Genomic DNA, 24,408 nt, shown 5'->3' on the forward strand with positions numbered 1-24,408 from the left:
TGTCAATGCCCAAATGCCACGCACCATTGGCTCAGTTAGCCGGATTCGGCCGGGTTTCGACACCAAAGAGGAAGTGCGAGTGGCCATGCTGCCGCGCTCCGCGGGCCGCCTGCTGATTGCTCTCTGTCTTCTTGCGCGCCGTTCCTGGCGCCGAGCGCCTTTCGTTCTGTGACATATCCCCTGGCTTGAGAGCGCGCGCGATCTCTAGGTAGCCGGTCAATTTGTCAACCTCGACGACATAAGGCTCGAATATGGCTCCTATGTCATGGGAGTGAACGCCTTCCGGCGTCCGCCCCCAAAGCAGCTGCTTGCGGCGGTGACCGAGGCGCCGGTTACCGCATCGTGTCGTCGGTAATAAAGCGACGTTGCGCTCTCTGCTTTCACATCCGGGTATGCCGAAAAGTCCGTCGGTCAAAAGTCGACCAGCGGCGTGTCCACGATCTGCTGCTCGAATAGCAACCAGAACGGCGATCCCCGGGATTCGGAGTACCAATGCTCAAAAATCGCAAGGGCCTCGCCGATATTGGTGGCGGGTTCGTCCTCGGGCAGCTTCGCAGCCTGGAACAACGCAAGCGCAACGGGGCCAAAATGCGTGATCGCTTCCGTGCGCGCCTCGCTGTCCGCATTCCAGCCGAGCCGCAAGCGCAGGACGGCCAAAGCGCTGGCCACGGCGATCTCCTCACTTTCGGCTGAGGCCACGGCGTCCGAGATCGCCTGCATGAGGTTGAGCCGCCTGAAGGCGAAAGCGCGCTCCTGTTCCAGAACCGCGATCTGATTGGCCGCTTGTCGCCTGAAGCTTGCCTCGGTTGTCCTGGCGGTCTCAGCCGTCGTTTTCAGGTCATTCAGAAAGGAAGCCGTCGGGTTCATCTTGGCTCACTAGGATGGCGGAAGAGAGTGGGAGTCGAACCCACCAGAGACCGACTCGCGGCCCCTCCCGGATTTGAAGTCCGGACGCCCCACCGGGGACGATGCTCCTCCAGAAATTTGCGCCATCGGCGGCTCACCCTCCCCTGTCAGGCGGAACAGGTCCAGCCTGCGCCTGTTCAGACGGCGCAAGTCTCCCCGCCGCAGCGTCACGCCGTGCCGATCGAGAAATTCGAGGATATGGATGGCGACCTTGCGTCCGCTGCCCACGCGATCGCGAAATTGAGCAGCGGTGAACTGCTCTGTGGGCATCGACGCAGCGAGGTCGCGCGCGATCTCGACGATCTGCGCCAACGCCTGGCGCTGGAAGAAGTGGTCATGAGCGACCTCGTGGACCTTCCCCATGCGGCCGGCAAGCTTCAGAAGCCGCCGGATTTCCGTCTCCGGCGCCGCCAGCACCTCGGCAATATCCCACACTCTCGGCGGATGGAACCGTTCGGGTCCGCCGATGAGAGGCTGGATTTGCAGCCAGAGAGTTTCATCCTTTGCCGTCAGGTGCGCCTCATGACCGGGCAGCCGCACCCAGGCGCCGTCCAAGGCAACTTCTCCAGCGTGCGAAAGGCTCCGCAGAACTGCCGTGAAAGCGGGCGCCGGCAGACGTGGATCAAGCCCAATACGCAGTCTCTCCATTCCTACGCCCGGCAAATCCGGATTGTCGGCATGGAAGGTCTCCAGGGTCGCGGCCAAGTCGCGCTTGAATCGCAACCAGCGCTCCGGCGACAGCACGAGGAGCATTTCTCCGACGGCAAAACGGACAAGCCCGAGTTGATCGATCAGGCCTTCCGTCTCGCAGTCACTAAGCGCCCTGTCGCGCGCGAAAGCCTTCAGGTCGAAATAGTGGGGCGGCGCATCAAGGAGTGCGGCGGCGGCCAGTTCGGGCGCCAATAGCGCATGGGCATCGAGTTGGACCAGCCGTTCCGGCGCGCGGCGTTTGCGGCTGGGCGCCCGCAGATCGAGAAAATGTCCGCCGCCGATGGTTCGCTGCGCGGAGGTGTCGCGCACCACGTAAACGTCGCCGGCAGCGGCCGCGATCGGACTGTCCAGCACCAATTGAACATTGGCCGTGCCGCCAGGCCCGATCGGTTCGTCTCCGAGGAGTACAATGCGTGCCCCCACCTCCGTCGCGGCATGGTGGAGCCGCACCGGAAACCATTGGCCGATCGGCTTGCGTTCACCCGGCAGAACGCGAAGGCTTGCATCGATCCGGTCCGACGGCGCGTGAAGCTTCGGATCGACAATTACGTCGCCGCGCCGGATCGCCTCCTTGAAAACCCTTTCGCCGGTCAGATTGAGCGCGCAACGGTGTCCCGACCGACCACGTTCAGTCGGCCGGTTCTGGGCGTGGATCGATCGAACCCGCGCAAGCAATCCCGACGGGCTTACGACCACGTTGTCCCCAATACCGAGAGAACCCGAAAGCACGGTGCCCGTCACGACGGTGCCCACGCCGCGCAGCGTGAAAGAGCGGTCCACCGCTAATCGAAAACGGCCCGAAACTGCACGCCGGGCAAGATGCGACGCCTCCTCGAACAAGAGATACCTGAGTTCATCGATACCTTCGCCTGTAACGACCGAGACGGGAATCAGGTGGGCCTCGGCAAGCATCGTCCCGGCAAGCACCGAGCGGATATCGCTCGCCACCGCGGTGCGGCGCTCGGGACCGGCCAGATCGCATTTCGTGAGCAGGACGGCGCCGCGCTTGACACCGAGCAGATCGACGATGGCGAGATGCTCCCGGGTTTGCGGCATGACGCCGTCGTCGGCGGCCACCACGAGCAACACGAAGTCGATGCCGGTGGCGCCGGCGAGCATCGTGTGTACGAAACGCTCGTGCCCGGGAACATCGACGAAACCGATGCTATCCCCACCCGGCACCGGCAAATAGGCGAAGCCGAGATCGATGGTCATGCCGCGTGTCTTTTCCTCCTGCAAACGATCGGTGTTTATACCGGTCAGCGCATGCACCAGCGCAGTTTTGCCATGATCGACATGTCCCGCCGTGCCGACGATCATGATGCGGTCTCCGGCAACGGCGCGGCGGCGCGACGCTCGGCCTCGGCGGCATCGCCCTCGCTCAATTCGGCCCGCACCGCAGCCAGATAGCGGCGGGCAAGGGCGCTGCCGCCTGCCTGGGCACGCAGGAGCCAAACCAGCGCCTCGACCGCGTCAGCCGGCACGCCCGTACCAAGATGGCAGGCGGCGCCGAGCATTGCCTGCCCTTCGGCGTCTCCTCGCATGGCAGCACGGCGCCACCAGCGGACAGCCTCGTCCGGATCGCGCGGTACGCCGAGCGCATTGTGATAAAGCATGCCGATCCGGGTCATAGCGGATGCGATGCCCTGATCGGCCGCGGCAAGCGCCCAGCGTCGCGCCTCGCCGGCATCGGGAGCCATCACTTCGCCCTCCAGCAGCATCCAGCTCAGCATATCCTGCGCCGGTCCGTCGCCAGTTTCCGCTGCGGCCCGATAGAGCTCGGCCGCCCGGCGAAAGTCCTGCTGAACGCCTTCGCCGCGGAAATAGAGCGACGCCAGGTTCCTTTGCCCGACAGGATCTCCTGCCTCGGCGGCGAGCGCCAGCCAGCGAAAAGCCATGTCCGCATCACGCTCGACGCCGAGCCCTTCGGCGAAGCAGGCGCCGATATTGTTCTGAGCGCGGGCAACGCCCTGGTGAGCCAGCGGCTCCCATATGGAGAGAGCCACGGCATGATCGCCTCGCCGCGCGGCTTCGAGGGCCTCGGTCATCCGTGCGGCCACAGGCGTCTCGGCTGGGCGGCGCGCAAGGCGGTCAAGCCAGCGCATCGGTTCCTCCCGGATTTAAGCCGGCTAGATTGGCGATGAAGTTCGCCTCGTCTTCCAGGCAGCGGAAATCGAGCACGAGCGCCTGGTTTTCGATCCGCCCGATCACCGGGACGCCCAGCCCACGCAGCGCAGCCGCAAGCGCTTCGAGCGCCCGGCCGCTCCCTGAGCGCGGCTTGAGAGCAAGCCCGGCGCTTGGCACAGTTTCGAGCGGTAGCGCGCCGGATCCGACTTGGCTCCGGCACTCCACCGTGTCGACCGCAAAGGCTTCGCCCACGGCGTCAGCAACCAGGGGAGCAAGGCGCTTTGCCTGCGCTGCAATCTCCCTCACCGAGCGCGAGAGCAGCCTTAGCGTCGGCAGGCGCTCGGCCAGGCGGTCGGGGTCGCGGTAGAGCTTCAACGTCGCCTCGAGCGCGGCCAGACGAAGCTTGTCGACCCTGAGCGCCCGCTTCATCGGGTTGCGGCTGATCGCTGCGAGCAGGTCCCTGCGGCCGACGATGAAACCCGCCTGCGGACCGCCGAGCAGCTTGTCGCCGGAGAATGTGACGAGATCGGCGCCGTCGGCGACCGCCTCGCGCACGGTCGGCTCGCGCCCAAGGCCGTAGCGGGCTAGATCGACCAGCGTGCCCGAACCGAGATCATGGACCAGCGGTATCCCATGCGCCTTTGCGATTGAAGCGAGCTCGGGTGCCCGGATCTCGGCCGTGAATCCTTCGACCCGGTAGTTCGACGTGTGCACCTTGAGGATGAGCCCGGTCTCCAGGCCGATCGCCGCGACATAGTCTTTGCGATGCGTGCGGTTGGTGGTGCCGACCTCGACAAGCCTGGCGCCGGCGCGCGTCATGATCTCGGGCATCCGGAAAGAGCCGCCGATCTCGATCAACTCGCCTCGCGAAACGATCGCTTCGCGACCGAGCGCCAGCGTGTTGAGCACGAGAAGGACGGCAGCCGCGTTGTTGTTGACGACGGTTGCATCCTCGGCTCCGGTCAGCTCGCAAACGAGCGATCGAAGATGATCGTCCCGTTCGCCGCGCTCGCCTTTCTCGACATCGAATTCGAGAGCCACCGCTTCGCGCATCGCCAGCCGAACAGCCTCGACCGCCTCTTTCGCGAGGAGGGCCCGTCCGAGATTGGTATGCAGCACCGTTCCGGTCAGGTTGAAAACGGGACGCAGGGAAGAGCGTTCGCCGTCCCTGAGCTGCACGAGCGCGTCGCCGGCAAGATCGTTTGCCTCCGGCACGACGGCTGCGGCATTGCGGGAGGCCATTCGTGCATCGGCGACGGCTCGGCGAATGGCCTCCGTCGCGGCCTGCCGTCCGAAGCGCTCGATTGCGGCCGCCGCCAGCGGGGTCCTCAGCACTTGGTCGACCGACGGAAGATTGCGCAAAGGGTTTGCCGATGAAGCGGTCATCGTATCCTCAATAGCCAACAAGGAACGGATTGAACGATCCGCGGCGATGGCCACCCTCGCGGACGAGCAGGTCGAGGCCGAGCGTCGCCACGTCGTCGGCGACCGGATCGAGAGCCGGATCCTTGTGCTGGTACAGGATCTTTACATAGCAGCCGCATGCATCGCAGGTCTCGGCCTTGACCGTGCCAGGGCCTCCCTCGATTTCCTGATAGCCTATCCCCTTGGTCGAGCCGCACAGCGTACATTTGACACGGACGTGGTTCCACAATGTTCCACACAGCGCGCAGACGCAGAACCGCGCCCCGTGTGCGCCGTGCCAGCCGACGATGATCGAGGATACGGGCGGCCCACCGCAGGCCGGACAGGCGCCGTCGGCAACCGGAACCAGCTTCGAGCTGTCGAGACATGCCGCGAGGCGGGCAAAGTGAACCTGCAGCGCGGCCGCGACATAGACATGCTCGCCAAGCGCGTTCATTGGGATCGCATCGGTGAGCACATTGCGCACCATGGAGTCGACCCCGGACGTATCGATATTCGCCAGCCTGTCCAAGGCGGCTGCGGCCGCCTCGGGTTTTTCGATCGTGGCTGCCACTTCGAACAGGCGGCCGAGCGTCATTCCAAGGGCGGCATCCGAAGTGGATTGGTTGCGATCGAGCGGCGGCATACCGAAGGTTCGTGCGCGCTCGCGCGCCTCCGCGGTCGGCAATTCGATCTCCGGCAAGCCGTCCTGGATGCGGTGCTGCGCATCCGTCAGTGCAGAGAGGAAGCGGAGATAGGGGCCGAGCTGGTGGTCATCCGCCAACACATCCAATCGCTCGGAGCGGCGAATGAACAAGGTCCGCGGATCAGGCAGGCGCACAAAGGGTGGGGCCGAGACCTCGCCGATTACAGTCGGGTCAGGGCGTGACGGATCTTGTTGCTTTGGCATTTCAACCTCACGAACCTCACGGGCCACGTGGTCGGCTTGATACTGCTCCAGAGCAATTCCACGAAAAGTGTATAACGGTTTTTCCGTCCGGAATTGCGTAAAAACAAATACCCGCTCATTCGGCGGGATTCGATCCCGAACGTCCGTCCGGTTTGCCTGCGATCAGTTCACGCAGCCATTTGCGATGATGCCGCCAAGCCCAGCCGCCGGTCACCCGTCCGCGCGTCATGGCGGGAATGGTGCCGCGTACCCAGATGGCCGAATAGAAATGGATAATCCAGACGCCGATGATCGCCACGGCAGCGATCGAATGAACAAGCAGCGCCACCCGCTGCTGACCGATCGTGGTGTAAGCGGCGAAATATTGTTGCCAGATGACGATGCCGCTCGAAATCAGGATGACGATGAGGATCGACATTGACCAGAAGACGAGCTTCTGGCCGGCATTGTACTTGCCGACGTCGGGGACGTTGTCCTCGTGATTGGACAATACGTCACGGAAACGGGCGAGCCACGTTCCGTCCTCGGGCCTCCACAAATTGGCCTTCCAGAACCGAAGGAAAAGCCCAAGGAAGCTGAAGAAGAGCAAGACGCCGATCCATGGGTGAATGAAGCGCGTGAACTGGCCGCCGCCAAACAGCCCCGACAGGAAGAACAGGCTCGGGTGAAACATGGCAAGACCGGACAAGGCGAGCAGGATCAGGCTGGCCGCCGTGATCCAATGGTTGATCCGCGCGCTCACCGTGTAGCGGTCCACGATGACTGGCTTGCCGGGATGTACCTGCTCGTTCGGCTTCACGTCATACGCGGCCATCGTTGTCGCCTTCCGTCAGCTCTTCGGCATGCTCCTCATCCGTCTCGGAGACCCTGTTCGGTCCCATCACCAGATGGTGAAGCAGGCCGACCCCGGCCGCCACGCCGAGAATGGTGAGGCCGGCATATTTGGTCACGCCCTTCCACGCCTCCACGAGCGGACTGATCTTCGGCTCCTTCGGCAGACCAGAATAGAGTTCCGGCTGGTCGGCATGGTGCAGCACATACATCACATGCGTCCCTCCGACGCCGGGCGGATCGTAGAGGCCGGCATTCGAATAGCCGCGCGATTTCAGGTCCTTGATGCGGCCGTCGGCGTGCTGTTTCATCTCGTCTTTCGTGCCGAACACGATCGCCTGGGTCGGGCAGGCCTTGGCGCAGGCTGGTCCCTGGCCAGCAGCCACGCGGTCGGAGCAGAGCGTGCATTTGTAGGCCGTGTGATCGACTTTGGAGATGCGCGGAATGTTGAACGGGCAACCCTTGATGCAATAGCCGCAGCCAATGCAGTTCTCATGGACGAAATCGACGATGCCGTTCGAATACTGCACTATGGCGCCTGGTGCCGGACAAGCCTTGAGGCAGCCCGGGTCAGCGCAGTGCATACAGCCATCCTTGCGGATCAGCCATTCGAGTTCGTTTGTCTCGGGATTGTCCCATTCGCTGAAGCGCATCAGCGTGAACATGTCCGGCGTCAGATCGGCAGGATTCTCATAGACGCCGGCATTGAAGCCGATCTCCGGATGCGTGTCGTTCCACTCGATGCAGGCCGTCTGGCACGCCTTGCAGCCGATGCATTTCGAAACATCGATGAGCTTGGCGACTTCCGTCAATTGCTGCTCGGGCGCGGGAACCGTGGAGGCAGAGCGGCGGATGAGATCCTTGTCGGAAAAACGCGGTGCGGTATCCGTCGTCGAAGGATTTGGAAGTGGAGGAAACATCGCTTACTCCTCCTACGCTACCGGCCCGGCGATGGGCTCGATGTTGACAAGGAACGCCTTGTATTCCGGCGTCTCGATGTTGGCGTCACCGACAAAGGGGGTGAGCATGTTCGGGCCAAAGCCTTTCTTCGCCGCTCCCGTGAAGCCCCAGTGCAATGGTATTCCGACGATGTGGACGGTCTTGCCATCGCAGGTGAGCGGCCTGATCCGCTTGGTCACCATGGCCTTCGCCACAACGGAACCGCGCTTCGACCAGACGCGCACCCAGCCGCCTTTGGTGATGCCCTTCTCGGCCGCAAGCTGTTCCGAAATTTCCACGAAAAACTCCGGCTGCATCACGGCATTGGTGATGACGTGCTTGGTCCAGAAGTGGAAATGCTCGGTCAGTCGGTAGGAGGTCGCCGCGTAGGGGAACTCCTGCGAAGCCGATTCGGCGAACTGGGCCATATCGCCTTCGAACACCCGCGCTGCGGGGTTGCCGCGGACTTTGGGAGCTATCGGGTTCGCGATGGGCGACTCGAATGGCTCGTAATGCGCCGGGAATGGTCCGTCGCGCATCATGCCCCGGGTAAAGAGGCGCGAGACGCCTTCCGGATTCATGATGAACGGGCCTACTTGATCGGGCTTTGCCGTTGGCAAGATGTCGGGGACATCGTAGCCCGACCATTTCGTGCCGTCCCATTCAATCACCTTGCGGCTTGGATCCCAAGCCTTTCCGGTGAGGTCAGCCGACGCCCTGTTGTAGAGAATGCGGCGGTTGGCAGGCCATGAGAACGCCCATTTGGAATAGGCGCCGGTTTCGTCAGGATCGGTGGTGTCCCGCCTGGCCATGTTGTTGCCGTTTTCGTTGAAGCAGCCGGAATAGATCCAGCAGCCGCAGGAGGTGGAGCCGTCGTCCCGCAGCGCGGCGAAGCCCGGCAAGAGCTTTCCGGCCTCGGCCAGCACCTTTGTCGGGTCGGCCGTGTCGGTTACCCTGGCGAGCGCCCTACCATTGATCTCCTGGGCAAGCTCCTCGGCCGTCGGATCGCCGGGATCGGCATAAGGCCAGTTGAGCTTGACGATCGGCTCGGCGAAGGCGCCGCCTTCCTTGGTGTAGAGCTCCTTCAGGCGCAGATAGAGCTGCGCCATAATCCAGGTATCGCGTTTGGCCTCGCCGGGGGGCGTGCCGCCGGCCCAATGCCACTGCAGCCAGCGCCCCGAATTGACCAGGGAGCCGTCGTCCTCGGCGAAGCAGGTGGAGGGAAGCTGGTAGACTTCCGTCTGAATCTGCGACGGATCGACATCGTTGTACGGCCCGTGGTTCTCCCAGAACCGGCCCGTCTCCGTGTCCAACGGATCCATGATGACGAGGTATTTGAGCTTCGAGAGGGACTCGATCACCTTCTTCTTGTTCGGAGCTGCCTGTAGCGGGTTGAAGCCCTGGCAGAAATAGCCGTTCATCTTGCCCTGGTGCATCAGCTCGAAAGCCCGCAGCAGATCGTAGCCCGGCAGGTCGAGCTTCGGCAGGTAGTCATAGGCGAAGCCGTTCTCCGGCGTTGCCGCGTTGCCCCACATTGACTTTTGGAAGCTTACGAAGAACTTCCTGTAGTTCTGCCAGTAGCTCATCTGGTTCGGCCGGAGCGGCTTGAAGCCTCGGGTCGACATGTAGGCTGCCAGATCGACCTCCTTCTCAGTCGGCAGCGTCAGATAACCGGGCAGCAGGTTCGACATCAGCCCGAGGTCGGTCAGCCCCTGGATGTTGGAGTGACCGCGAAGCGCGTTCATGCCGCCGCCGCGTATACCGATATTGCCCAGAACAAGCTGCAGCATCGCCATGGCGCGGATGTTCTGCGAGCCCTTCGAGTGCTGGGTCCAGCCGAGCGCGTACATCGAGGTCATCGCCTTGGTCGGAGACGATGTCTCGGCGACCATCGCGGCCACCTTCAGGAACCGGTCCTTCGGTGTGCCGCAGATGCGCTCGACCATCTCCGGCGTGTAGACCGCGACATGCTTCTTGAGAAGATTCCAGACGCAGCGGGGATTGGCCAATGTCGCGTCGACAACGGCAAAGCCGTCCGTGCCTATGTCATAGTCCCAACTGGACTTGTCATAGTCTCGCTTCGCCTCGTTATAGCCGGAGAAGAGGCCGTCCTGATAGGTGAAGCCCTCCTTGACGACATACGTCGCGTTGGTGAAGGCCTTCAGATAGTCCCATTGCACCTTGTCGTTCTGGATGCAGTAGTTGATCAGCCCGAGCAGGAAGGCGATGTCCGTTCCCTGGCGGATCGGCGCGTAAAGATCCGACACCGAAGCCGAGCGCGTAAAGCGCGGGTCGACGACGATGAGCTTGGCGCCGCGGTTGGCCTTCGCCTCTGTGACCCATTTGAAGCCGCAAGGATGCGCTTCCGCGGCATTGCCGCCCATGATGACGACGAGATCCGTGTTTTTGATGTCGGTCCAGGAATTGGTCATTGCGCCGCGGCCGAATGTTGGGGCGAGACTCGCCACCGTCGGGCCGTGTCAGACACGTGCCTGGTTGTCGAACACCAGCATGCCCGCGCTGCGGACCACCTTGTAGGTCGCGAACGCGGTTTCATTGGTCGAAGCCGAGGCGGCGAGGAAGCCGGTGGTGATCCACCGGTTGACCGTCACGCCGTCATTGTTCGTCGCGACGAAGTTCTTGTCGCGATCGTCCTTCATCAGGCGGGCGATGCGGCCGAGCGCGTCTTCCCAGCTTATCGGCTCGAACTTGTCCGAGCCCGGTTTGCGGATCATCGGATGTTGCAGACGGGTCGGCGACTTGACAAATCCGAGCAGGGCCGACCCTTTGGGGCACAAGGTGCCGCGATTGGTCGGATGATCAGTATCACCCTCGATATGGGTGATCTCGGCCGGCTCGCCCTTTCTGAGATCGCCCTTCGAATACAAGATTATGCCGCAAGCCACCGAGCAGTATGGACAGGTGTTGCGTGTTTCGGTGGTGTTCGCGAGCTTGAAGGGCCGTATAGCCGCCGCGTGTGCGGCCTCGCTATCGCCGAAGCCGAGGGCTCCAAGCGTAGTACCGGCGAAACCCGCGCCTGCTATTTGCAGGAACGCGCGTCGAGAAAGATCGATGTTCATGGGTTCCTCCCGAAGCCGATGCCCCACAAGGCAACTCGAACCAACGGTTCAATCCGAGTAACTAGTCTCGGGCCAAATAAAATCAATGCCAAGAACGAGGTGCGTACGGTGCAGCAAAAGTGCCCCTCCGAAGCGCCTTCCTGCAACAGGTTATGCCCGCAAATCGGCAATTGTGTATTATTGTTGAATATTATTGTCATCTTTTCGTGACCGCGACTGCGATTGACGAAAACGAACGCATTACCATACTGTAAAGCGTGGCGATGAAACAGCTCCCGCGGGTCGGGGCGCCTTTCGATCGATACCCAATGACGGCGATGCCTCGCACGCCGGATACTGTGCTTGCCTTTCCTAACTTAATGAAATCCGCTGAGAGCAAGCGTGCTCCAAACGCGCCGTGCGTTGGCGCGATCGTATTTTCCATTCCGGTTGACCTTGATCCCTACTAAAGCGTGCCAGCAGAGGAGGCTCGACGACTATGGCAATCGCCCTCTCGCCCGAAATAACCGATGCGCCCGTTGTGCGCCTGACCAGCCTCGCCCATGGCGGCGGTTGCGGCTGTAAGCTGGCACCGTCAGTGCTGCAGCAGCTTCTCGCTAATCCGGCGGCTGCCAGTCCCTATCATCAGCTTCTCGTCGGCACGGAGACCGGCGACGATGCGGCAGTCTGGCAACTCGACGGCGCGACTTGCGTCATCGCGACCACCGACTTCTTCATGCCTATGGTAGATGACCCCTACGATTTCGGCCGGATTGCCGCAACCAACGCCCTGTCCGATATCTATGCGATGGGTGGCCGGCCGATCATGGCGCTGGCGATCCTCGGGATGCCTCTCGACAAAATCCCGATGCTCATGGTCCGCGAAATCCTGAAAGGTGGCGAAGCTGTCTGCGCCGACGCCGGAATCCCGGTTGCAGGTGGCCACTCGATCGACTCGCCGGAGCCGATTTATGGCCTCGCAGTCATCGGCACATGCCGACCCGGAGATATCCGACGCAATTCTGACACCAGGCCGGGTGACGCCTTGATCCTGACGAAAGGGCTCGGCGTCGGCATCTACTCCGCCGCCATCAAGAAGCAGGCGCTTTCCGAGAGCGGCTATCGCGAAATGATCGCCTCCACCACCCTTCTCAACCGGATCGGATCGGAGCTGGCGCAGGACGCGAGCGTCCACGCCGTCACCGACGTGACCGGATTTGGCTTGCTCGGACATGCCCTCGAGATGGCACGCGGTTCCGGGTGCACGCTGATAATTTGCAGCCACGACGTGCCGCTCTTTTCCGAAGCTGCCTCGCTCGCGGTCGACGGCCACGTCACCGGCGCATCGCGGCGCAACTGGGCGAGCTATGGCGACGCGGTAAGCTTACCTCCCGGCATGCCCGAGTGGCGACGCCATCTTCTCACGGATCCACAGACTTCGGGCGGGTTGCTGGTTGCTTGCGAGACCGACCGCGCAGCGGCGCTCGTCGAGAGGATCGTCGCGGAAGGTTATCCTTTGGCTCGCATCATCGGCCATGCCAGACCCGGCGCGCCGACAATAGTAGTAGAGGCCTGAACGGCCGCTCCGCTTCCCCGCCAGATGACGCGGCGCGCCCTCCAGTCCGCGGCACTCCACCTCCTGCCACCACTGGATCGGCAGGCAAAGACGCCGCCTGCCCTGTCCACGCTGGATTGGCGGCGAACGCTGCGACTGCTTTGGTGACCGGATGATCCGAGCGAGCCTGAGTTCGCCAGATCATGACTGGGCGCCAGGCACGAGCTTGAAACATCAGCTCCTCTATCCGGAGAATCTCGTTCCACTTGGCCATGCGTTGGAACGCGTGATCGAACCACTTTTTCCCGCCAAGTATCGCAGCGCTTGCTCCGATTGTGCTGGCTAGACCGGCGTTTGCCGCCATGGCGACCGGCAACTTGATCGTGCGCAACATGATCCAAGCTGAATGCAAAGTTCAGACTGTCAGCGATCTGGATTTCGGCACGAGGGGTGTCGTCAATATCGATCAGTCCAACACCGTTGGCGTGCAATGCACGACGTGCAAACTTGTAACGTCGGCGTGAGTGCCGGCGACAGCGCCGGCGCTACTATCGCGGCTCGCAAATTGACTGGCCCGCGTCCGCAGTGGTACGACAGCCTTGATGCCTTCCGCCGCGGCAGCGACAAGCACGCCGCGCCCGGGCCGCATCTCCTTGTCCCCGCCGCGGCGAACCTACAGCCCGCCGTCGCGGTGTACCTGTGCCCGCCGGGCGAGCCGGGCTACCATCCGTTCGCCCTGTGCGTCCTGCACCTCGAGGACGGACGGGTCGCGGAGGCCGTCGACTTCCAGGTGCCAATGAGATTTCTGCTCCCGCGCGGTTTCAACAAGGACGAGGTCGAACATAGGAAGATCGGATGAAGGTCGCGACTGAGCAGGAGTGGCAGGCCGCCCGCAAGGAGCTGCTGGCGGCCGAGCAGGAGCTGGCGGCGCACGAACAGCGCGTCACCAAGCAGCGGCGTGAGTTGCCCTGGGTTCCGGTCGAGAAGCACTACGCCTTCGCCACCGACGACGGGCCCAAGTCGTTGCCGGAGCTGTTTGATGGCCGCTCGCAGCTCCTCATCTATCACCTGATGTTCGGGCAGGACTGGAAGATGGCGTGCCCGGGCTGCACCTCGGTCGGCGATGGGCTGGGCGGCATGATCACGCACGTGAACGACCGCGACGTGACGCTCATCGCGATGTCGCTGGCGCCGCTGGAGAAGCTGATGGCAACTAAGGCACAGCGCGGGTGGACGATGCCCTACGTGTCGGCCTGCGGCGACGACTTCCTGTTCGACTACGGCTTCGCATTCCGCCGGGAGGAGATGTCCGGAATCGCCCGCGACGAGTTCGACATGGGGCAGCTGCTCCGCGAGGCGCCGCAATGGCTGCAGGATTACCGGGACGACGTCGGTGCGCCGGACCTCCAGTCGGCCGTGTCGGTGAGCGCAGGGTGGAGCGTCTTCGCGATGGAGGACGGAGCGGTCTACAACACCTACCGCCGCTATCCGCCGCTGGTGGGGCCGCCCTACGCGCCGTTGCTCGAGTTCGTGCCAAAGCCGTGACATCCGCAACTTCGGTGCGCACGCCCGCCTGATCGATGCGGTCATGTAATCCCCATAGGACGGAGCTGCTGCCTGATTTGCTTCTAACATCACACTTGCATAATAACACTAACGGGGTTAGCGTGCAGATCAATGTTAGAACGTGACCGGATCAGCACTGAAGGAGCGTTCGCCGAGACGCTTGAGCGCTATCTCGGAGATACGCTTCATGACCACGTTCGGGTTCAGGAATCTACAGCCTCACAAAACCTTCCTTCATTCCTCGATCGGGCCTACCATTTCTACGAAGCGCGGATAGCGGGAAGACGGTGCGTCTTCCTTGCCGCCCTGGACAGTGCCGCTACCCCTTCCGACATTACCAAGCACGTCGGTTTGGTCCGCAACTCGATTGACGCAATCGTCATATTCGCTGCTCCATCACTGAGCGCACACAACCGCGCACGCCTGATCGGTCAACGCGTCCCATTCGTCGTTCCCGGGAACCAGCTCTACATCCCTGACCTCGCCATGGATTTGCGTGAGCATTTTCGGGCCCCCAGACAGCGGCATGACGGCGGTCTATCACCGGCGGCGCAAGCTGTGTTGTTCGACCATCTCTTGCGGCACGCCGACAAGGCGATGATCCCGTCGCTCATTGCCGCGCGACTGCGCTACTCGGCAATGTCGATCGGTCGTGCTTTCGACGATCTGGCTGCATCGGGCCTCGCACGCACCGAAAAGCACGGCAAGGAAAGACACATCCGATTCAAGGCGGAAGGACGCCAGCTGTTCGAGGCAGCGCGCGATCTCCTCCGCAGCCCAGTACGCGCGGTGAAATTCGTCCGAGGCGATCACTCCCAGGCACCGCTCAAGCAGGGGGGCGAATGGGCGCTTGCCGCGCTGACCGATTTGTCCCGGCCGTCGATAATTACCTACGCCGTCGCCGCCGGCAACTGGAAAGCCATCGCGCAAGCCTCCGGCTTCGTTGAAACCTCCCGCGATCAAGCCGATCTCGTCATCGAAACATGGTCGTACGACCCTGCCGCCTTGTCTGATACCGACACCGTGGACCCGCTGTCACTTTATGCGCAGTTCAGGGACCACCGTGACGAGCGTGTCTCCATGGCGGCAGAACATCTGTTGGAGAACATCGCATGGTAACCGGCATCGAGAAGTTCCGGGAGCATTTCGCCCAACATGAGGATCACTACGCGATCATCGGCGGGGCCGCGTGCGACCTGCTCTTCGATGCGGCCGGTCTTCCGTTCAGAGCGACCAAAGACATCGACATGGTGCTCTGTGTCGAGGTGGTCGATCCCGCATTCGGCGCGGCTTTCAAGGCGTTTCTTGATGCAGGCGGCTATCAGGCGCGGGAGCGCAGCGATGGCAAGAAGGAATTCTATCGCTTCCACAAGCCGAAAAACCAAAGCTTCCCGTTCATGATCGAACTCTTTTCGCGCAAGCCGGGGGCTCTCGAGCTTCCGGAGGACGCAGCGCTCACGCCCATCCCCGTCGAAGAGGACATCGTCAGTCTCTCGGCGATCCTCCTCGACGAGGGTTACTACGAGGCGCTGCAGGCCGCGAAACGCAAGGTGGATGGCGTCACGGTCATAGACGAAACACTGCTCATTCCGTTCAAGTCCCGCGCCTTTCTCGATCTGACCAAACGCGCAGAGGCAGGCGAGAAGATCGATGGCAAGAACATCAAGAAACATCGCAACGATGTCTTCCGCCTGGTCCAGTTGTTGCGCAGAGACGCCTCAATCAAGCTAGCCGACCCGATCCGCGAGGATCTGCGAAAATTCCTCGAACTTGCTCAAGCCGACGATACTCTGGACCCCAAGGCGTTCGATGTGCCGCTCTCTCGGGACGAGGCCACCGGTCTTCTTCGTTCGGTCTACGATTTGAACTAGACTAACCTCCGCTCTCGACCGCGATTCCCGAAAGGCGGCGCTCGACCGATTCCTTGGCGAAACTTCTCGTGAGCCGATGACGAGATATGGCAGAGACGTGCTGCGCAGCTTGGTGCTGCCTCTTCGGGCATCGCCTGCCAAGTGAGGTTTGACATGCACGAAGTCGAGGAATTCGTCGATGACCGTCAGAACTCGTGGTGCATCCTTGCGCGCGGCCGCTTGCGGGCCTCGACACAAACGAGGATCATGTCCCGTCGAAAAGCCTGCTCATCAAACCCCGCCCGCACCATCTGCCGATCGTGAAGATCTGCAGGAGTGCAACACGACCTTGTCGGCTGTTGTCGTGAAAGTCAGGAAGTGGCGCGACCGAGCCGGTCGGCGCATGGGCTGGGATTATACCGCGATCGAGCGTTCTAGGTATCAATTGGGTGGGAAGCAGACTTACCGAAGCGCAACGAGTGAAGGCGTCGGTTCAATATTCTGGTTCAGCCGGAAGAGATTTGAAGGATCGAAGCGGGCTTTAAGCGCCGCAAGGCGGTTGTATTTTTCTGCGCGATCGCGCAGAGCCTGGACGCGTTCCATTGGCGCGAGGTCCTGCGCCAAGATGCAGGCCGCGCCGAGGCCGACAGCGAGCAGTGCGCTCTCGGTGCGGGCGCGCCGGCCTTGCTCGTGGCCGGCGCCGTGGATCAGGGGCTCCAACTCGACACCTCGGCGGACATAGAGGGCGCCCACACCCTTCGGTGCGTAAAGCTTATGACCGGCGATCGTGAGCAGATCGACGTCATCGATGGACTTTGCGACGCCGAGAATGGACGCCGCATCCACCGCAACAAATCGGTCGAAAAATATTGCACGCGGCCTTTCCGCATTCGCGTCCGTCGCCTGATCCAATGCTCAAGTCCGGCATGTTGCCGAACCTGATCAGAGGAAATTTGAGAATGAAAACTGCAATCTTTGTCGCGATCGGTGCCGAGCCACTCGATCGCGTTGAACTGGACGAGACCGCTATCCGTGCAGCTTGTGGTCGATGACGAAGCGGTTGATGGCGGAAACCCACATGCCTCAACACGGGACTGGTGATGGCTCGCGCAGCGCCTGCCGTGCTGCCGCCATTGGTGCTCTTAGTTCCTGACACGACCCCACGCCAGAACCGCACGGCGCGAGCTTCCAGCGCCGGTTGCCCTGCGGCGGGAGGTTGGGGTGGCGCCAAGAGGCGGGGAGAATGATCGCCATTAAACACCGATTTATGCGGCAAATCTTGGCTCCGGAACTCCCGTTGCACCCAGGCCGGTGATGGCAAAAAGGCTGCCGCGCAAGACACCGTCGCTTGGAAAGCGCGGCAGCGGCGGCTTGGCCATCGAAGTGACGTACAGGGTGTCGAGCTTCGGCCCGCCGAACATGACGCTGGTGATCTTCTTGACGGGCATGTCGATGATGCGATCAACGCTGCCGTCGGGCGCGTAACGCACCAGCCTGCCGTCATAGACCAGCGCGTTCCACAGGAATCCTTCCGCATCGACGGTCGAGCCGTCAGCCGCCCCTCCCCGGCTGGTATCGACGCGGGTGAAGGTGCGCCGGTTGTTGGCGGCACCCGTTTCGATATTATAGTCGTAGGCCCAGATCTCGCCGGTCCAGGTGTCGGCGAAATAGAAGGTGCGGTCGTCCGGGCTCCAGCACGGACCGTTCGAGCAGATGATGCCGGAATCTATTCTGGTAACGGAGAAATCCGGATCGAGCCGGTAGAGCCCGCCGGAGGGTCCCTCTTCCATCGTGTCCATTGAGCCGGCGAAGAAGCGGCCGCGCCGATCGACCTTGCCGTCATTGAGCCGGTTCATCGGCCTGTCCGGCTCCGGATCGTGAATCGGCGTCACCTCGCCGGTGGCGAAATCAAGCAGATGGAAACCGCGCTGCAGCGATACCACCGCGCCACCGCCGTCCTTGCGCAATGCCATCGAACCGATCTTCATCGGCACGTCCCAGCAGCGGATCTCGCGGCCGTCGGCGGTCGCCCGAAACACGCGTCCGTCGAAACTGTCGATCCAATAGAGGCGCTCCTGCTCGACGTCCCACAGCGGCCCTTCGCCCAGCGTGGTCTTCACGTCCACCACGACTTCGATCTTCATACCGTCCTCCTCTGTTCGAACCTTGCAGAAACCGGTCAGAACGCGACCTGGTCGCCGCCCTTCAATGACAGGATTTCGCGTGCCTCTTCGGGCGTTGCCACTTCCATGCCGAGGCCTTCGATGATCTTGCGGGCAAGCACCACCTGCTCGGCATTTGACTTGGCAAGCTTGCCCTTGCCGGCCCACAGACTGTCTTCGAGCCCAACGCGAATATTGCCGCCAAGCGCTGCCGATTGTGCCGCGATGCGCAACTGGCTGGCGCCCGCACCCAGCACCGACCAGCGGAACTGATTGCCGAACAGGCGATCGGCGGTACGCTTCATATGGGCGACGTCTTCCGGGTGCGTGCCGATGCCGCCGAGCAGGCCGAACACGGACTGCACGAAGAACGGCGGTTTCACCAGCCCGCGATCTGCGAAATGGGAGAGGTTATAGAGATGGGCAATGTCGTAGCACTCGAACTCGAAGCGCGTGCCGTTGTCGTAACAGGTCTCCAGTATGTACTCGATGTCTTTGAACGAGTTGCGGAAGACCAGGTCACGCGTCGCTTCCAGGTGCGGCCTTTCCCAGTCGAACTTGAATGTTTCGTATTTGTCTACGAGGTGATAGAGCCCGAAATTGATCGATCCCATGTTGAGCGAGGCGACTTCCGGCTTGAACTGCGCGGCGGGACGCACACGTTCCTCGACCTTCATGTAGGGACTGCCGCCGGTGGTGATGTTGATGGCGGCATTGGTGCCTTGCTTGACGCGCGGCAGGAAACGCGCGAACGCCTCCGGCGTCTGGTCGGGCTTGCCGGTCTCAGGGTCGCGGGCATGCAGATGCAGGATCGCCGCACCAGCCTCGGCCGCCGCGATCGCCTCCGACGCGATCTGGTCTGGCGTGATCGGCAGATAAGGCGACATGGTCGGCGTATGGATTGCCCCCGTCACCGCGCAGGTGATGATGACCTTGCCCTTGGGCTGCGGGGCGCCGGGCTTGCGGCTTGTTTCCGTCATCGTCCAAACTCCTGATCCGATTTTTTCTTGTGCGCCGCCAGCGCCATCAGCCGGCGGTCGCGCCAGACCTGCCGTTCGCCAAGTTCTTGCCGCGGCAGCCGCTTGCGGCGCTCGGCCTCGACCGTCTCCATGACCTCGCCGGCCCAGTCGACCCGACGCAGCATCTGCGGGAAGATGTTGGAATAGATCGTCTGGTAGCGCTCGACATAGTCGCGCACACCACCCGGTGCATTGAGGTCGATCGTCTCGAACGGACCCATGAATGACCAGCGCAGCGCCAGCCCCTCGCGCAGGCCCGTGTCGACGTCCTCGACGCTGGCATAGCCGTCGGCGACAAGCCGGAACGCCTCCTCCAGCAGTGCGCCTTGCAGGCGGTTCATGATGAAGCCGTCGAGCTCGCGCTTCATCATCAGTGGCGCATGGCCAGCTTCGACAAGAAACGCGCGGGTCCTTTCCACCGTGTCGGCAGAAGTCCACGGCGCCGGCACCACCTCCGCTGCCGGGATGAGATAGGGCGGATTGATCGGGTGCACGACGAGGCAGCGGTGCCGCCCCTCAAGATGATCGGTGAATTTCGACGGCAACAGCGCCGATGTGGAACTGGCGAGCACCGCCTGCGGACCGGCAAGGGCGTCGACCCGGGAGAACACGTCTCGCTTCACCTCGAGGTTTTCGGGTGTGTTCTCCTGGATGTGGACGGCATCGGCCAAGGCCTCGCCAAGCTCCGCCACAACGGTGATGCGGCCGAGCACCGCATCCACGGCCTGTCCTCGCAGCAAATCGTTGGCAGCGAGGTCGCCGAGCACCCCAGCGATATAGTCGCGCGCACCGCTGGTCGCGGCAGGCGCCTGGTCCCACATGCGCACATCATGGCCGGCACGAGCGAAGCTGATCGCCCATGCCCGCCCGATGAAACCGCTTCCAATGATTGCGATATTGGCCATTGTCAGTCCCTCACAGTGTTTCGACATTGCCGTCGACCCCGAGCGACTGGCCGGAAATGTTGATGCCCGCATCGGAAAGCAGGAAGGCCACCATCGCCGCGACATCGTATGGGCTGGTCATGCGGCGCAGCGAGATGTTCTGCAGATAGCGTTGTGTCATCTCCTCGTTTGAAACGCCGAGCTGCTTTGCCCGGTCGGCAATGACCTTGTCGATGCGCGGCCCTTCGATGATGCCGGGCAAGATGGCATTGACCCTGATCCCATGCGGTCCGAGTTCCTTTGCAAGACTCTGGGTCAGGCCGACAACGCCGAACTTGGCAGCCGAGTACGGCGTGCGGAACGCGTAGCCATGGCGGCCGGCGGCCGAAGACATCGAGACGATCGAGCCGCCGCCCGCCGCCTTGATCAGCGGCACGGCACGCCGCGCGCACAGGAACTGGCCGGTCAGGCAGATATCTATGCAACGCCGCCAGTCTGCCGGATCGATCTCATCGACGCCGCCGGTCGGCCCGGCAATGCCGGCATTGTTGATCAGCGCATCGAGCCCGCCGAGCTTCTCCTTGACCGTCTCGAACAGCCGGTCGACATCGTCGTCGCGCGAAACGTCGGCCTTGACCGCGGCGGCAAGCGCAATCCTTTTCGGAGCGGATGCCAATGCTTCGTCCGAAATGTCGCAGATCACGACACGCGCGCCGAGCCTCGACAGCGTCTCTGCAATGGCAAACCCGATGCCGCCGGCACCCGCCGTCACCAGCACGCGCTGGCCTTTGAGCCCGGTCAGGAATTCGTCCGCCGATGCCGGTGCGCTTGAGCTCATCGTTCCATTCCTTTCACTGAATTCGCCTTTCGCGCAGCGCCATGACGGCACCGAGCACCACCAGCCCGAACAGGATCGCCCGCGTCGCGTAAGGCAGCGTCGTGCCGGCAAGCAGCATCTGCAACGCGGTCAGGAGCAGCACGCCGCCCAGCATGCCGAGATAATGCCCGCGCCCGCCAGTGATCAGCGCACCGCCGACCACGACGACGGCGATGGAGGGCAGCAGATAATCGTCGCCCATGCCGAGGCTGGCCTGGCCGGAAAAGCCGGTCAGCATGATGCCGACAAGTGCCGCGCAGACTGCCGACAGGACATAGACGAGGATGAGCGTGCGACCGACCGCTATGCCGGAGAGCTGGGCTGCGCGCAGGCTGTTGCCGATTCCGTAGACGCGGCGGCCGAAAGCGGTGCGGCCGAGCAGCAGCACGGCAAAGACGACGAAGGCGATCATGAACAGCACCACCGGCGTGATGGCGAATACCTTGCCGGTCATGAACCAGCGCAGCATCGGCGAGGAGAAGCCGGCCGGCGTACCTTGCGAGTAGAGCAGCGCGACGCCTTGCAGAATGCCGTTGGTGGCCAGCGTCATAACGATCGGCGAGATGCCGAGAAAGACGATGCCGATCCCGTTGACGAGGCCGATCAGGCAAGCGATGAGCAGCACCGCCGGCAGCGCATAGGCAAGTGCAGCATCCGATCCGTTGACCATGCCGGCAAGCAGGATTCCCGACAGGCCGATCGTCCACGGCACCGACAGGTCAAGCCCGCCGGTAAGAATCACGCTGCCTTGCCCAAGCGCCAGGATGGCAAGGAAGCTCGACAGCACGAACAGCGAATTCCAGTAGCCAAAATTGGCGATGGCGCGTCCAAGCCAGATCTGGGTGACGATCACGACGATGGCAAGACAGACATAGGCCGGCAGCGCATAGCGCAGCGTCTCGGCGTTGCGGACATGGAAGGCAGGCTGCGGCGCCTGCTGGCCGACGGTGCTGCCACGCGCGATTCTCAGCCGCCGGTCGGTGCGATTGACCTGCGAGGGCAGCGTTCCGGCGCGCCATGCGGCCAACCTCGCCCGGAGCGCACGCAGTTGGCGGGCGAGCACGGACCCATGCGACAGCGAGCCGGCAAGCACGGCAAGGATCAAGATCATGCCCTCGGCGATCGTCGAATAATAGGCCGAGACGTTGAGTACGAGCAGGATGTTGACGACCATCATCAAGATGTAGGCGCCAAAGACGGTGCCCACCGGCCCACCTTGACCGCCGCCCAGCCTTGTACCACCGACGACGACCGCCGCGAACATCGACAGCAACAACGGGTTGCCGACCAGCGGATCGCCGCTGCCCGTCTGGGCGCTGATGAAAACGCCGGCAAGCCCGTAGCAGCCGCCGGCAATGACATAGACCAGGAAGCGTACGAGAACGACGCGCACACCGACCGAGGCGGCGGCATCCGGATCGCTGCCGACGGCATAAAGCGCCGTGCCGAAGCGTGTGCCTTTGAGCCAGAACCAGCCGAGCAGGACGACGCCGATGACCACCAGCGGCATCGGTATCCAGCCGGCGATAGCATCACCGAGATAGAAGGCGCCAAGATCGGGCGAGACGAAGCCGCCCGGCTTGTCCATGACCAGCAGCGTTACCCCCTGCAGAATGAACATGGTCGACAGCGTGACGACGATAGGCTGCATGCGCAGGACGGCGATGAAGAAGCCGTTGAAGGCGCCGACCAGCACGCCGACACCAATTCCGGCCAAGGTCCACAGCGCGACACTGGTGCTGGTCGCCATCGGATCCATGCCTTTTGCCAGGACGACATTGACCAGCGAGATCACCGCGCCGGCAGACAGGTCGAAACCGCCGGACAGGATGACCAAAGTCTGGCCGATCGCCGCCAGTGCCGAGGTGGCGCCGCCGCTCGACAGGAACGAAATGTCGAAATAAGTGAGCCGCCCGGCACTTACCAGATCAACGATAAGCAGGAGTATCGCAAAGACGATCGCGGCGATGATCGCGCCGCGATGCCGCGCGAAGAGCCGCGACACTGTTGCGGCCGGTGCCGTGGCGCGCGAACTCGTCACGCTCATTCCGCCGCCTCCCGGACCAACTCGCCATGGCCAAGCGCCGGCCGCATGATTGCGCCTTCCGTGATGTCGTTACCGGCAAGCTCCGCCACCAGGTGACCGTCGTAGAGGACGAGCACCCGGTCGCATTGATGGACCAGCTCGGGAATTTCGGTTGAATGCAAAAGGATCGAGCCGCCGGCCGCCACATAGTCGCGCATCATCACATAGAGCTCGTGCTTGGTGCCGACGTCGATGCCGCGGGTCGGGTCGAAGAGCAGCAGGATGCGGCTTTCGGCGACCAACCATTTTGCGATGGCAATCTTCTGCTGGTTACCGCCCGAAAACGCCCCTGCCCTCGTCCACATCGCGCGGCGGTCGACCTCGACCGCCGAGAAGGCGGACTGGACGGCCCGCGCCTCCTCGTCCCTGCTGATCAGGCCAAATCGGGTGAAGCGTGCGACCACCGGCAGCGATACATTCTGCCGGCCCGAGAGCTTCAGGAACAGGCCTTCGGTCTTGCGGTCCTCGGGCACCAGCCCGATCGCCATGTTGGGCTTGAGCGCATCGGCGGGCGAGCCGAGCCAGACCTTGCGGCCGTCGACCAGGACATGGCCGCGCTCGATCTCGGCCATGCCGAAACAGGCGAGGAACAGGTCGAGCTGCCCCATGCCCTGAAGCCCCGCAATGCCCAGGATCTCGCCCTTACGCAGGTCGAAACGGACGCCGTCGAGCTTTCTTCCGGCTTTGAGATCGCGCACGCCGAGCACCGGCGGACCGAAGACGGCCTCGCTTTCGGGTTTCGGCGGGAAGGTCTGGGCGATGCTGCGGCCGATGATCTTTTCGATTACTTCTCCATCCGGGACATCGCCAACCGGTGCGGTCACGATGTGGCGGCCGTTCCTGAGAATGGTCAGCATATCGCAGAAGGCCCGCACCTCGCGCATGCGATGGGTGATGAACACAACCGTCGTACCGGCGGCCTTAAGTCGCGCGATGATGCCGCCCAGCCATTCGACATCGCCGCCGGACAGCGTCGAGGTCGGTTCGTCGAGCAGGAGGATGCGCGGCTTGCGATAGAGCGCGCGCGCGATCTCGATCTTCTGGCGGACGGCGAGATCGAGCGTTGCCACTTCGGCGTCGAGATCGACCGAAAAGCCGAGATCGGAAATGTGCTGGCGCACCGCCTTGCGCGCGCTCGCCCGCCTGATCAGGCCGATCGGGCCGACAGGTGCGTAGGGCAGCAGCATATTGTCGAGAACGCTGAGATCGCGCACCAGCGTCATTTCCTGGAAGGCTGTCTGCACGCCCTTGGCGTGCGCGGCGCGCGGCGAACCGAGCGGCGCCGGTTCACCAAGAACGGTGATTTGCCCTTCGTCGGGCCGCACCAGTCCCGACAGCAGTTTGACGAGCGTCGACTTGCCCGCACCGTTTTCGCCGAGCAGCGCGTGCACGCTGCCTGAAACGATCTCGAAAGAGACGCCATCGAGGGCAACCGTCGCACCAAACGCCTTGCGGACGCCCTCTATACCGACAGCTGTCGATTGCGCTGACATCATGATCCCAGTACCGGCCTGCGTGGGGT

General features: G+C 62.8%; 20 protein-coding genes, 1 tRNA gene and 1 pseudogene. 6 read left to right on the forward strand and 16 right to left on the reverse strand.

All coding sequences use genetic code 11. The annotated features are described in order from the left end of the window. Positions 1-411: 411 nt before the first annotated feature. The 9 genes and pseudogenes from NKJ28_RS23485 to fdnG form a co-directional block, all read right to left on the reverse strand. Positions 412-867: a hypothetical protein gene (locus NKJ28_RS23485; protein WP_352637114.1), complete on the reverse strand. Its 456-nt coding sequence runs from the start codon at positions 865-867 to the stop codon at positions 412-414. 15 nt (positions 868-882) lie between these two features. Beyond that, positions 883-978 (reverse strand) — tRNA-Sec (locus NKJ28_RS23490). A 123-nt stretch (positions 979-1,101) separates the two neighbouring features. Next, positions 1,102-2,937, reverse strand: a pseudogene (selB, locus tag NKJ28_RS23495) (selenocysteine-specific translation elongation factor); the annotation flags it as partial. Continuing rightward, the gene (locus tag NKJ28_RS23500; RefSeq protein WP_352637117.1) at positions 2,934-3,722 is read right to left on the reverse strand and encodes a tetratricopeptide repeat protein; all 789 of its coding nucleotides are present in this window, start codon (positions 3,720-3,722) and stop codon (positions 2,934-2,936) included. The pseudogene selB and the gene NKJ28_RS23500, both read right to left, overlap by 4 nt. After that, positions 3,709-5,130: an L-seryl-tRNA(Sec) selenium transferase gene (selA, locus tag NKJ28_RS23505; protein ID WP_352637118.1), complete on the reverse strand. Its 1,422-nt coding sequence runs from the start codon at positions 5,128-5,130 to the stop codon at positions 3,709-3,711. The genes NKJ28_RS23500 and selA overlap by 14 nt, the downstream gene beginning before the upstream one ends. Before the next feature lie 7 nt (positions 5,131-5,137). Beyond that, complete coding sequence (gene fdhE / locus NKJ28_RS23510) at positions 5,138-6,058, reverse strand: formate dehydrogenase accessory protein FdhE (protein ID WP_352637119.1); 921 nt, start codon at positions 6,056-6,058, stop codon at positions 5,138-5,140. A 115-nt stretch (positions 6,059-6,173) separates the two neighbouring features. Further along, the gene (locus NKJ28_RS23515; protein WP_352637121.1) at positions 6,174-6,872 is read right to left on the reverse strand and encodes a formate dehydrogenase subunit gamma; all 699 of its coding nucleotides are present in this window, start codon (positions 6,870-6,872) and stop codon (positions 6,174-6,176) included. Beyond that, the gene (gene fdxH, locus NKJ28_RS23520) at positions 6,859-7,809 is read right to left on the reverse strand and encodes a formate dehydrogenase subunit beta (RefSeq protein ID WP_352637123.1); all 951 of its coding nucleotides are present in this window, start codon (positions 7,807-7,809) and stop codon (positions 6,859-6,861) included. The genes NKJ28_RS23515 and fdxH overlap by 14 nt, the downstream gene beginning before the upstream one ends. Before the next feature lie 12 nt (positions 7,810-7,821). Continuing rightward, a complete protein-coding gene (gene fdnG, locus NKJ28_RS23525) occupies positions 7,822-10,908 on the reverse strand; it encodes a formate dehydrogenase-N subunit alpha (protein ID WP_352637124.1) in 3,087 nt (1,028 codons plus the stop codon). 478 nt (positions 10,909-11,386) lie between these two features. Here fdnG and selD point away from each other — a divergent pair, with 478 nt between their 5' ends. The 6 genes from selD (at position 11,387) to NKJ28_RS23550 (ending at position 15,879) form a co-directional block, all read left to right on the forward strand. Continuing rightward, a complete protein-coding gene (gene selD, locus NKJ28_RS23530) occupies positions 11,387-12,463 on the forward strand; it encodes a selenide, water dikinase SelD (protein WP_352637125.1) in 1,077 nt (358 codons plus the stop codon). 371 nt (positions 12,464-12,834) lie between these two features. Then, positions 12,835-12,966 (forward strand): hypothetical protein, encoded by a 132-nt coding sequence (locus NKJ28_RS33035; protein ID WP_502902210.1) that lies wholly within the window; start codon positions 12,835-12,837, stop codon positions 12,964-12,966. After that, complete coding sequence (locus NKJ28_RS23535; protein ID WP_352637127.1) at positions 12,933-13,301, forward strand: sigma-70 family RNA polymerase sigma factor family protein; 369 nt, start codon at positions 12,933-12,935, stop codon at positions 13,299-13,301. The genes NKJ28_RS33035 and NKJ28_RS23535 overlap by 34 nt, the downstream gene beginning before the upstream one ends. Next, positions 13,298-13,987 carry a DUF899 family protein gene (locus NKJ28_RS23540; protein WP_352637129.1) on the forward strand — a complete coding sequence of 230 codons (690 nt, stop codon included), beginning with the start codon at positions 13,298-13,300 and terminating at the stop codon, positions 13,985-13,987. The genes NKJ28_RS23535 and NKJ28_RS23540 overlap by 4 nt, the downstream gene beginning before the upstream one ends. A 132-nt stretch (positions 13,988-14,119) precedes the next feature. Beyond that, complete coding sequence (locus NKJ28_RS23545) at positions 14,120-15,127, forward strand: hypothetical protein (RefSeq protein WP_352637130.1); 1,008 nt, start codon at positions 14,120-14,122, stop codon at positions 15,125-15,127. After that, positions 15,121-15,879 (forward strand): hypothetical protein, encoded by a 759-nt coding sequence (locus NKJ28_RS23550; protein ID WP_352637132.1) that lies wholly within the window; start codon positions 15,121-15,123, stop codon positions 15,877-15,879. Before NKJ28_RS23545 ends, NKJ28_RS23550 begins: the two co-directional genes overlap by 7 nt. Positions 15,880-16,320: 441 nt before the next feature. Here NKJ28_RS23550 and NKJ28_RS23555 read toward each other — a convergent pair whose 3' ends face one another. The 7 genes from NKJ28_RS23555 to NKJ28_RS23585 all read right to left on the reverse strand — a co-directional run bounded on the left by NKJ28_RS23555 (position 16,321) and on the right by NKJ28_RS23585 (position 24,382). Further along, positions 16,321-16,770, reverse strand: coding sequence for an aminotransferase class V-fold PLP-dependent enzyme (locus tag NKJ28_RS23555; RefSeq protein WP_352637133.1), 450 nt, complete (start codon positions 16,768-16,770; stop codon positions 16,321-16,323). 353 nt (positions 16,771-17,123) lie between these two features. Then, positions 17,124-18,002 (reverse strand): SMP-30/gluconolactonase/LRE family protein, encoded by an 879-nt coding sequence (locus NKJ28_RS23560; RefSeq protein ID WP_023678683.1) that lies wholly within the window; start codon positions 18,000-18,002, stop codon positions 17,124-17,126. A gap of 35 nt (positions 18,003-18,037) precedes the next feature. After that, positions 18,038-19,000 carry a 3,5-dioxohexanoate:acetyl-CoA acetone transferase gene (gene kce / locus NKJ28_RS23565; protein ID WP_352637134.1) on the reverse strand — a complete coding sequence of 321 codons (963 nt, stop codon included), beginning with the start codon at positions 18,998-19,000 and terminating at the stop codon, positions 18,038-18,040. Beyond that, the gene (locus NKJ28_RS23570) at positions 18,997-19,944 is read right to left on the reverse strand and encodes a 3-hydroxyacyl-CoA dehydrogenase (RefSeq protein WP_352637135.1); all 948 of its coding nucleotides are present in this window, start codon (positions 19,942-19,944) and stop codon (positions 18,997-18,999) included. The genes kce and NKJ28_RS23570 overlap by 4 nt, the downstream gene beginning before the upstream one ends. 10 nt (positions 19,945-19,954) lie before the next feature. Further along, positions 19,955-20,761: an SDR family oxidoreductase gene (locus NKJ28_RS23575; RefSeq protein WP_352637136.1), complete on the reverse strand. Its 807-nt coding sequence runs from the start codon at positions 20,759-20,761 to the stop codon at positions 19,955-19,957. Positions 20,762-20,774: 13 nt separating this feature from the next. Continuing rightward, positions 20,775-22,847, reverse strand: a complete 2,073-nt coding sequence (locus NKJ28_RS23580) for an ABC transporter permease subunit (RefSeq protein ID WP_352637137.1) — start codon at positions 22,845-22,847, stop codon at positions 20,775-20,777. Then, a complete protein-coding gene (locus tag NKJ28_RS23585; protein WP_352637138.1) occupies positions 22,844-24,382 on the reverse strand; it encodes a sugar ABC transporter ATP-binding protein in 1,539 nt (512 codons plus the stop codon). The genes NKJ28_RS23580 and NKJ28_RS23585 overlap by 4 nt, the downstream gene beginning before the upstream one ends. Between the last annotated feature and the right edge of the window lie 26 nt (positions 24,383-24,408).

Source organism: Mesorhizobium sp. M0145 (assembly GCF_040322355.1).
In the GTDB taxonomy this organism is placed as follows: Bacteria; Pseudomonadota; Alphaproteobacteria; order Rhizobiales; family Rhizobiaceae; genus Mesorhizobium.

Excerpts from the sequence above, each read along its gene's own strand:
- selA (WP_352637118.1), bottom strand. The coding sequence starts at position 5,130 with ATGACCGCTTCATCGGCAAACCCTTTGCGCAATCTTCCGTCGGTCGAC.
- NKJ28_RS23500 (WP_352637117.1), bottom strand. The coding sequence starts at position 3,722 with ATGCGCTGGCTTGACCGCCTTGCGCGCCGCCCAGCCGAGACGCCTGTG.
- NKJ28_RS23580 (WP_352637137.1), bottom strand. The coding sequence starts at position 22,847 with ATGAGCGTGACGAGTTCGCGCGCCACGGCACCGGCCGCAACAGTGTCG.
- NKJ28_RS23570 (WP_352637135.1), bottom strand. The coding sequence starts at position 19,944 with ATGGCCAATATCGCAATCATTGGAAGCGGTTTCATCGGGCGGGCATGG.
- kce (WP_352637134.1), bottom strand. The coding sequence starts at position 19,000 with ATGACGGAAACAAGCCGCAAGCCCGGCGCCCCGCAGCCCAAGGGCAAG.
- NKJ28_RS23585 (WP_352637138.1), bottom strand. The coding sequence starts at position 24,382 with ATGATGTCAGCGCAATCGACAGCTGTCGGTATAGAGGGCGTCCGCAAG.
- NKJ28_RS23545 (WP_352637130.1), top strand. The coding sequence starts at position 14,120 with ATGTTAGAACGTGACCGGATCAGCACTGAAGGAGCGTTCGCCGAGACG.
- NKJ28_RS23540 (WP_352637129.1), top strand. The coding sequence starts at position 13,298 with ATGAAGGTCGCGACTGAGCAGGAGTGGCAGGCCGCCCGCAAGGAGCTG.
- NKJ28_RS23560 (WP_023678683.1), bottom strand. The coding sequence starts at position 18,002 with ATGAAGATCGAAGTCGTGGTGGACGTGAAGACCACGCTGGGCGAAGGG.
- NKJ28_RS23515 (WP_352637121.1), bottom strand. The coding sequence starts at position 6,872 with ATGGCCGCGTATGACGTGAAGCCGAACGAGCAGGTACATCCCGGCAAG.
- NKJ28_RS23575 (WP_352637136.1), bottom strand. The coding sequence starts at position 20,761 with ATGAGCTCAAGCGCACCGGCATCGGCGGACGAATTCCTGACCGGGCTC.
- NKJ28_RS23535 (WP_352637127.1), top strand. The coding sequence starts at position 12,933 with ATGCACGACGTGCAAACTTGTAACGTCGGCGTGAGTGCCGGCGACAGC.
- NKJ28_RS23550 (WP_352637132.1), top strand. The coding sequence starts at position 15,121 with ATGGTAACCGGCATCGAGAAGTTCCGGGAGCATTTCGCCCAACATGAG.
- fdhE (WP_352637119.1), bottom strand. The coding sequence starts at position 6,058 with ATGCCAAAGCAACAAGATCCGTCACGCCCTGACCCGACTGTAATCGGC.
- NKJ28_RS33035 (WP_502902210.1), top strand. The coding sequence starts at position 12,835 with ATGATCCAAGCTGAATGCAAAGTTCAGACTGTCAGCGATCTGGATTTC.
- selD (WP_352637125.1), top strand. The coding sequence starts at position 11,387 with ATGGCAATCGCCCTCTCGCCCGAAATAACCGATGCGCCCGTTGTGCGC.
- fdxH (WP_352637123.1), bottom strand. The coding sequence starts at position 7,809 with ATGTTTCCTCCACTTCCAAATCCTTCGACGACGGATACCGCACCGCGT.
- NKJ28_RS23485 (WP_352637114.1), bottom strand. The coding sequence starts at position 867 with ATGAACCCGACGGCTTCCTTTCTGAATGACCTGAAAACGACGGCTGAG.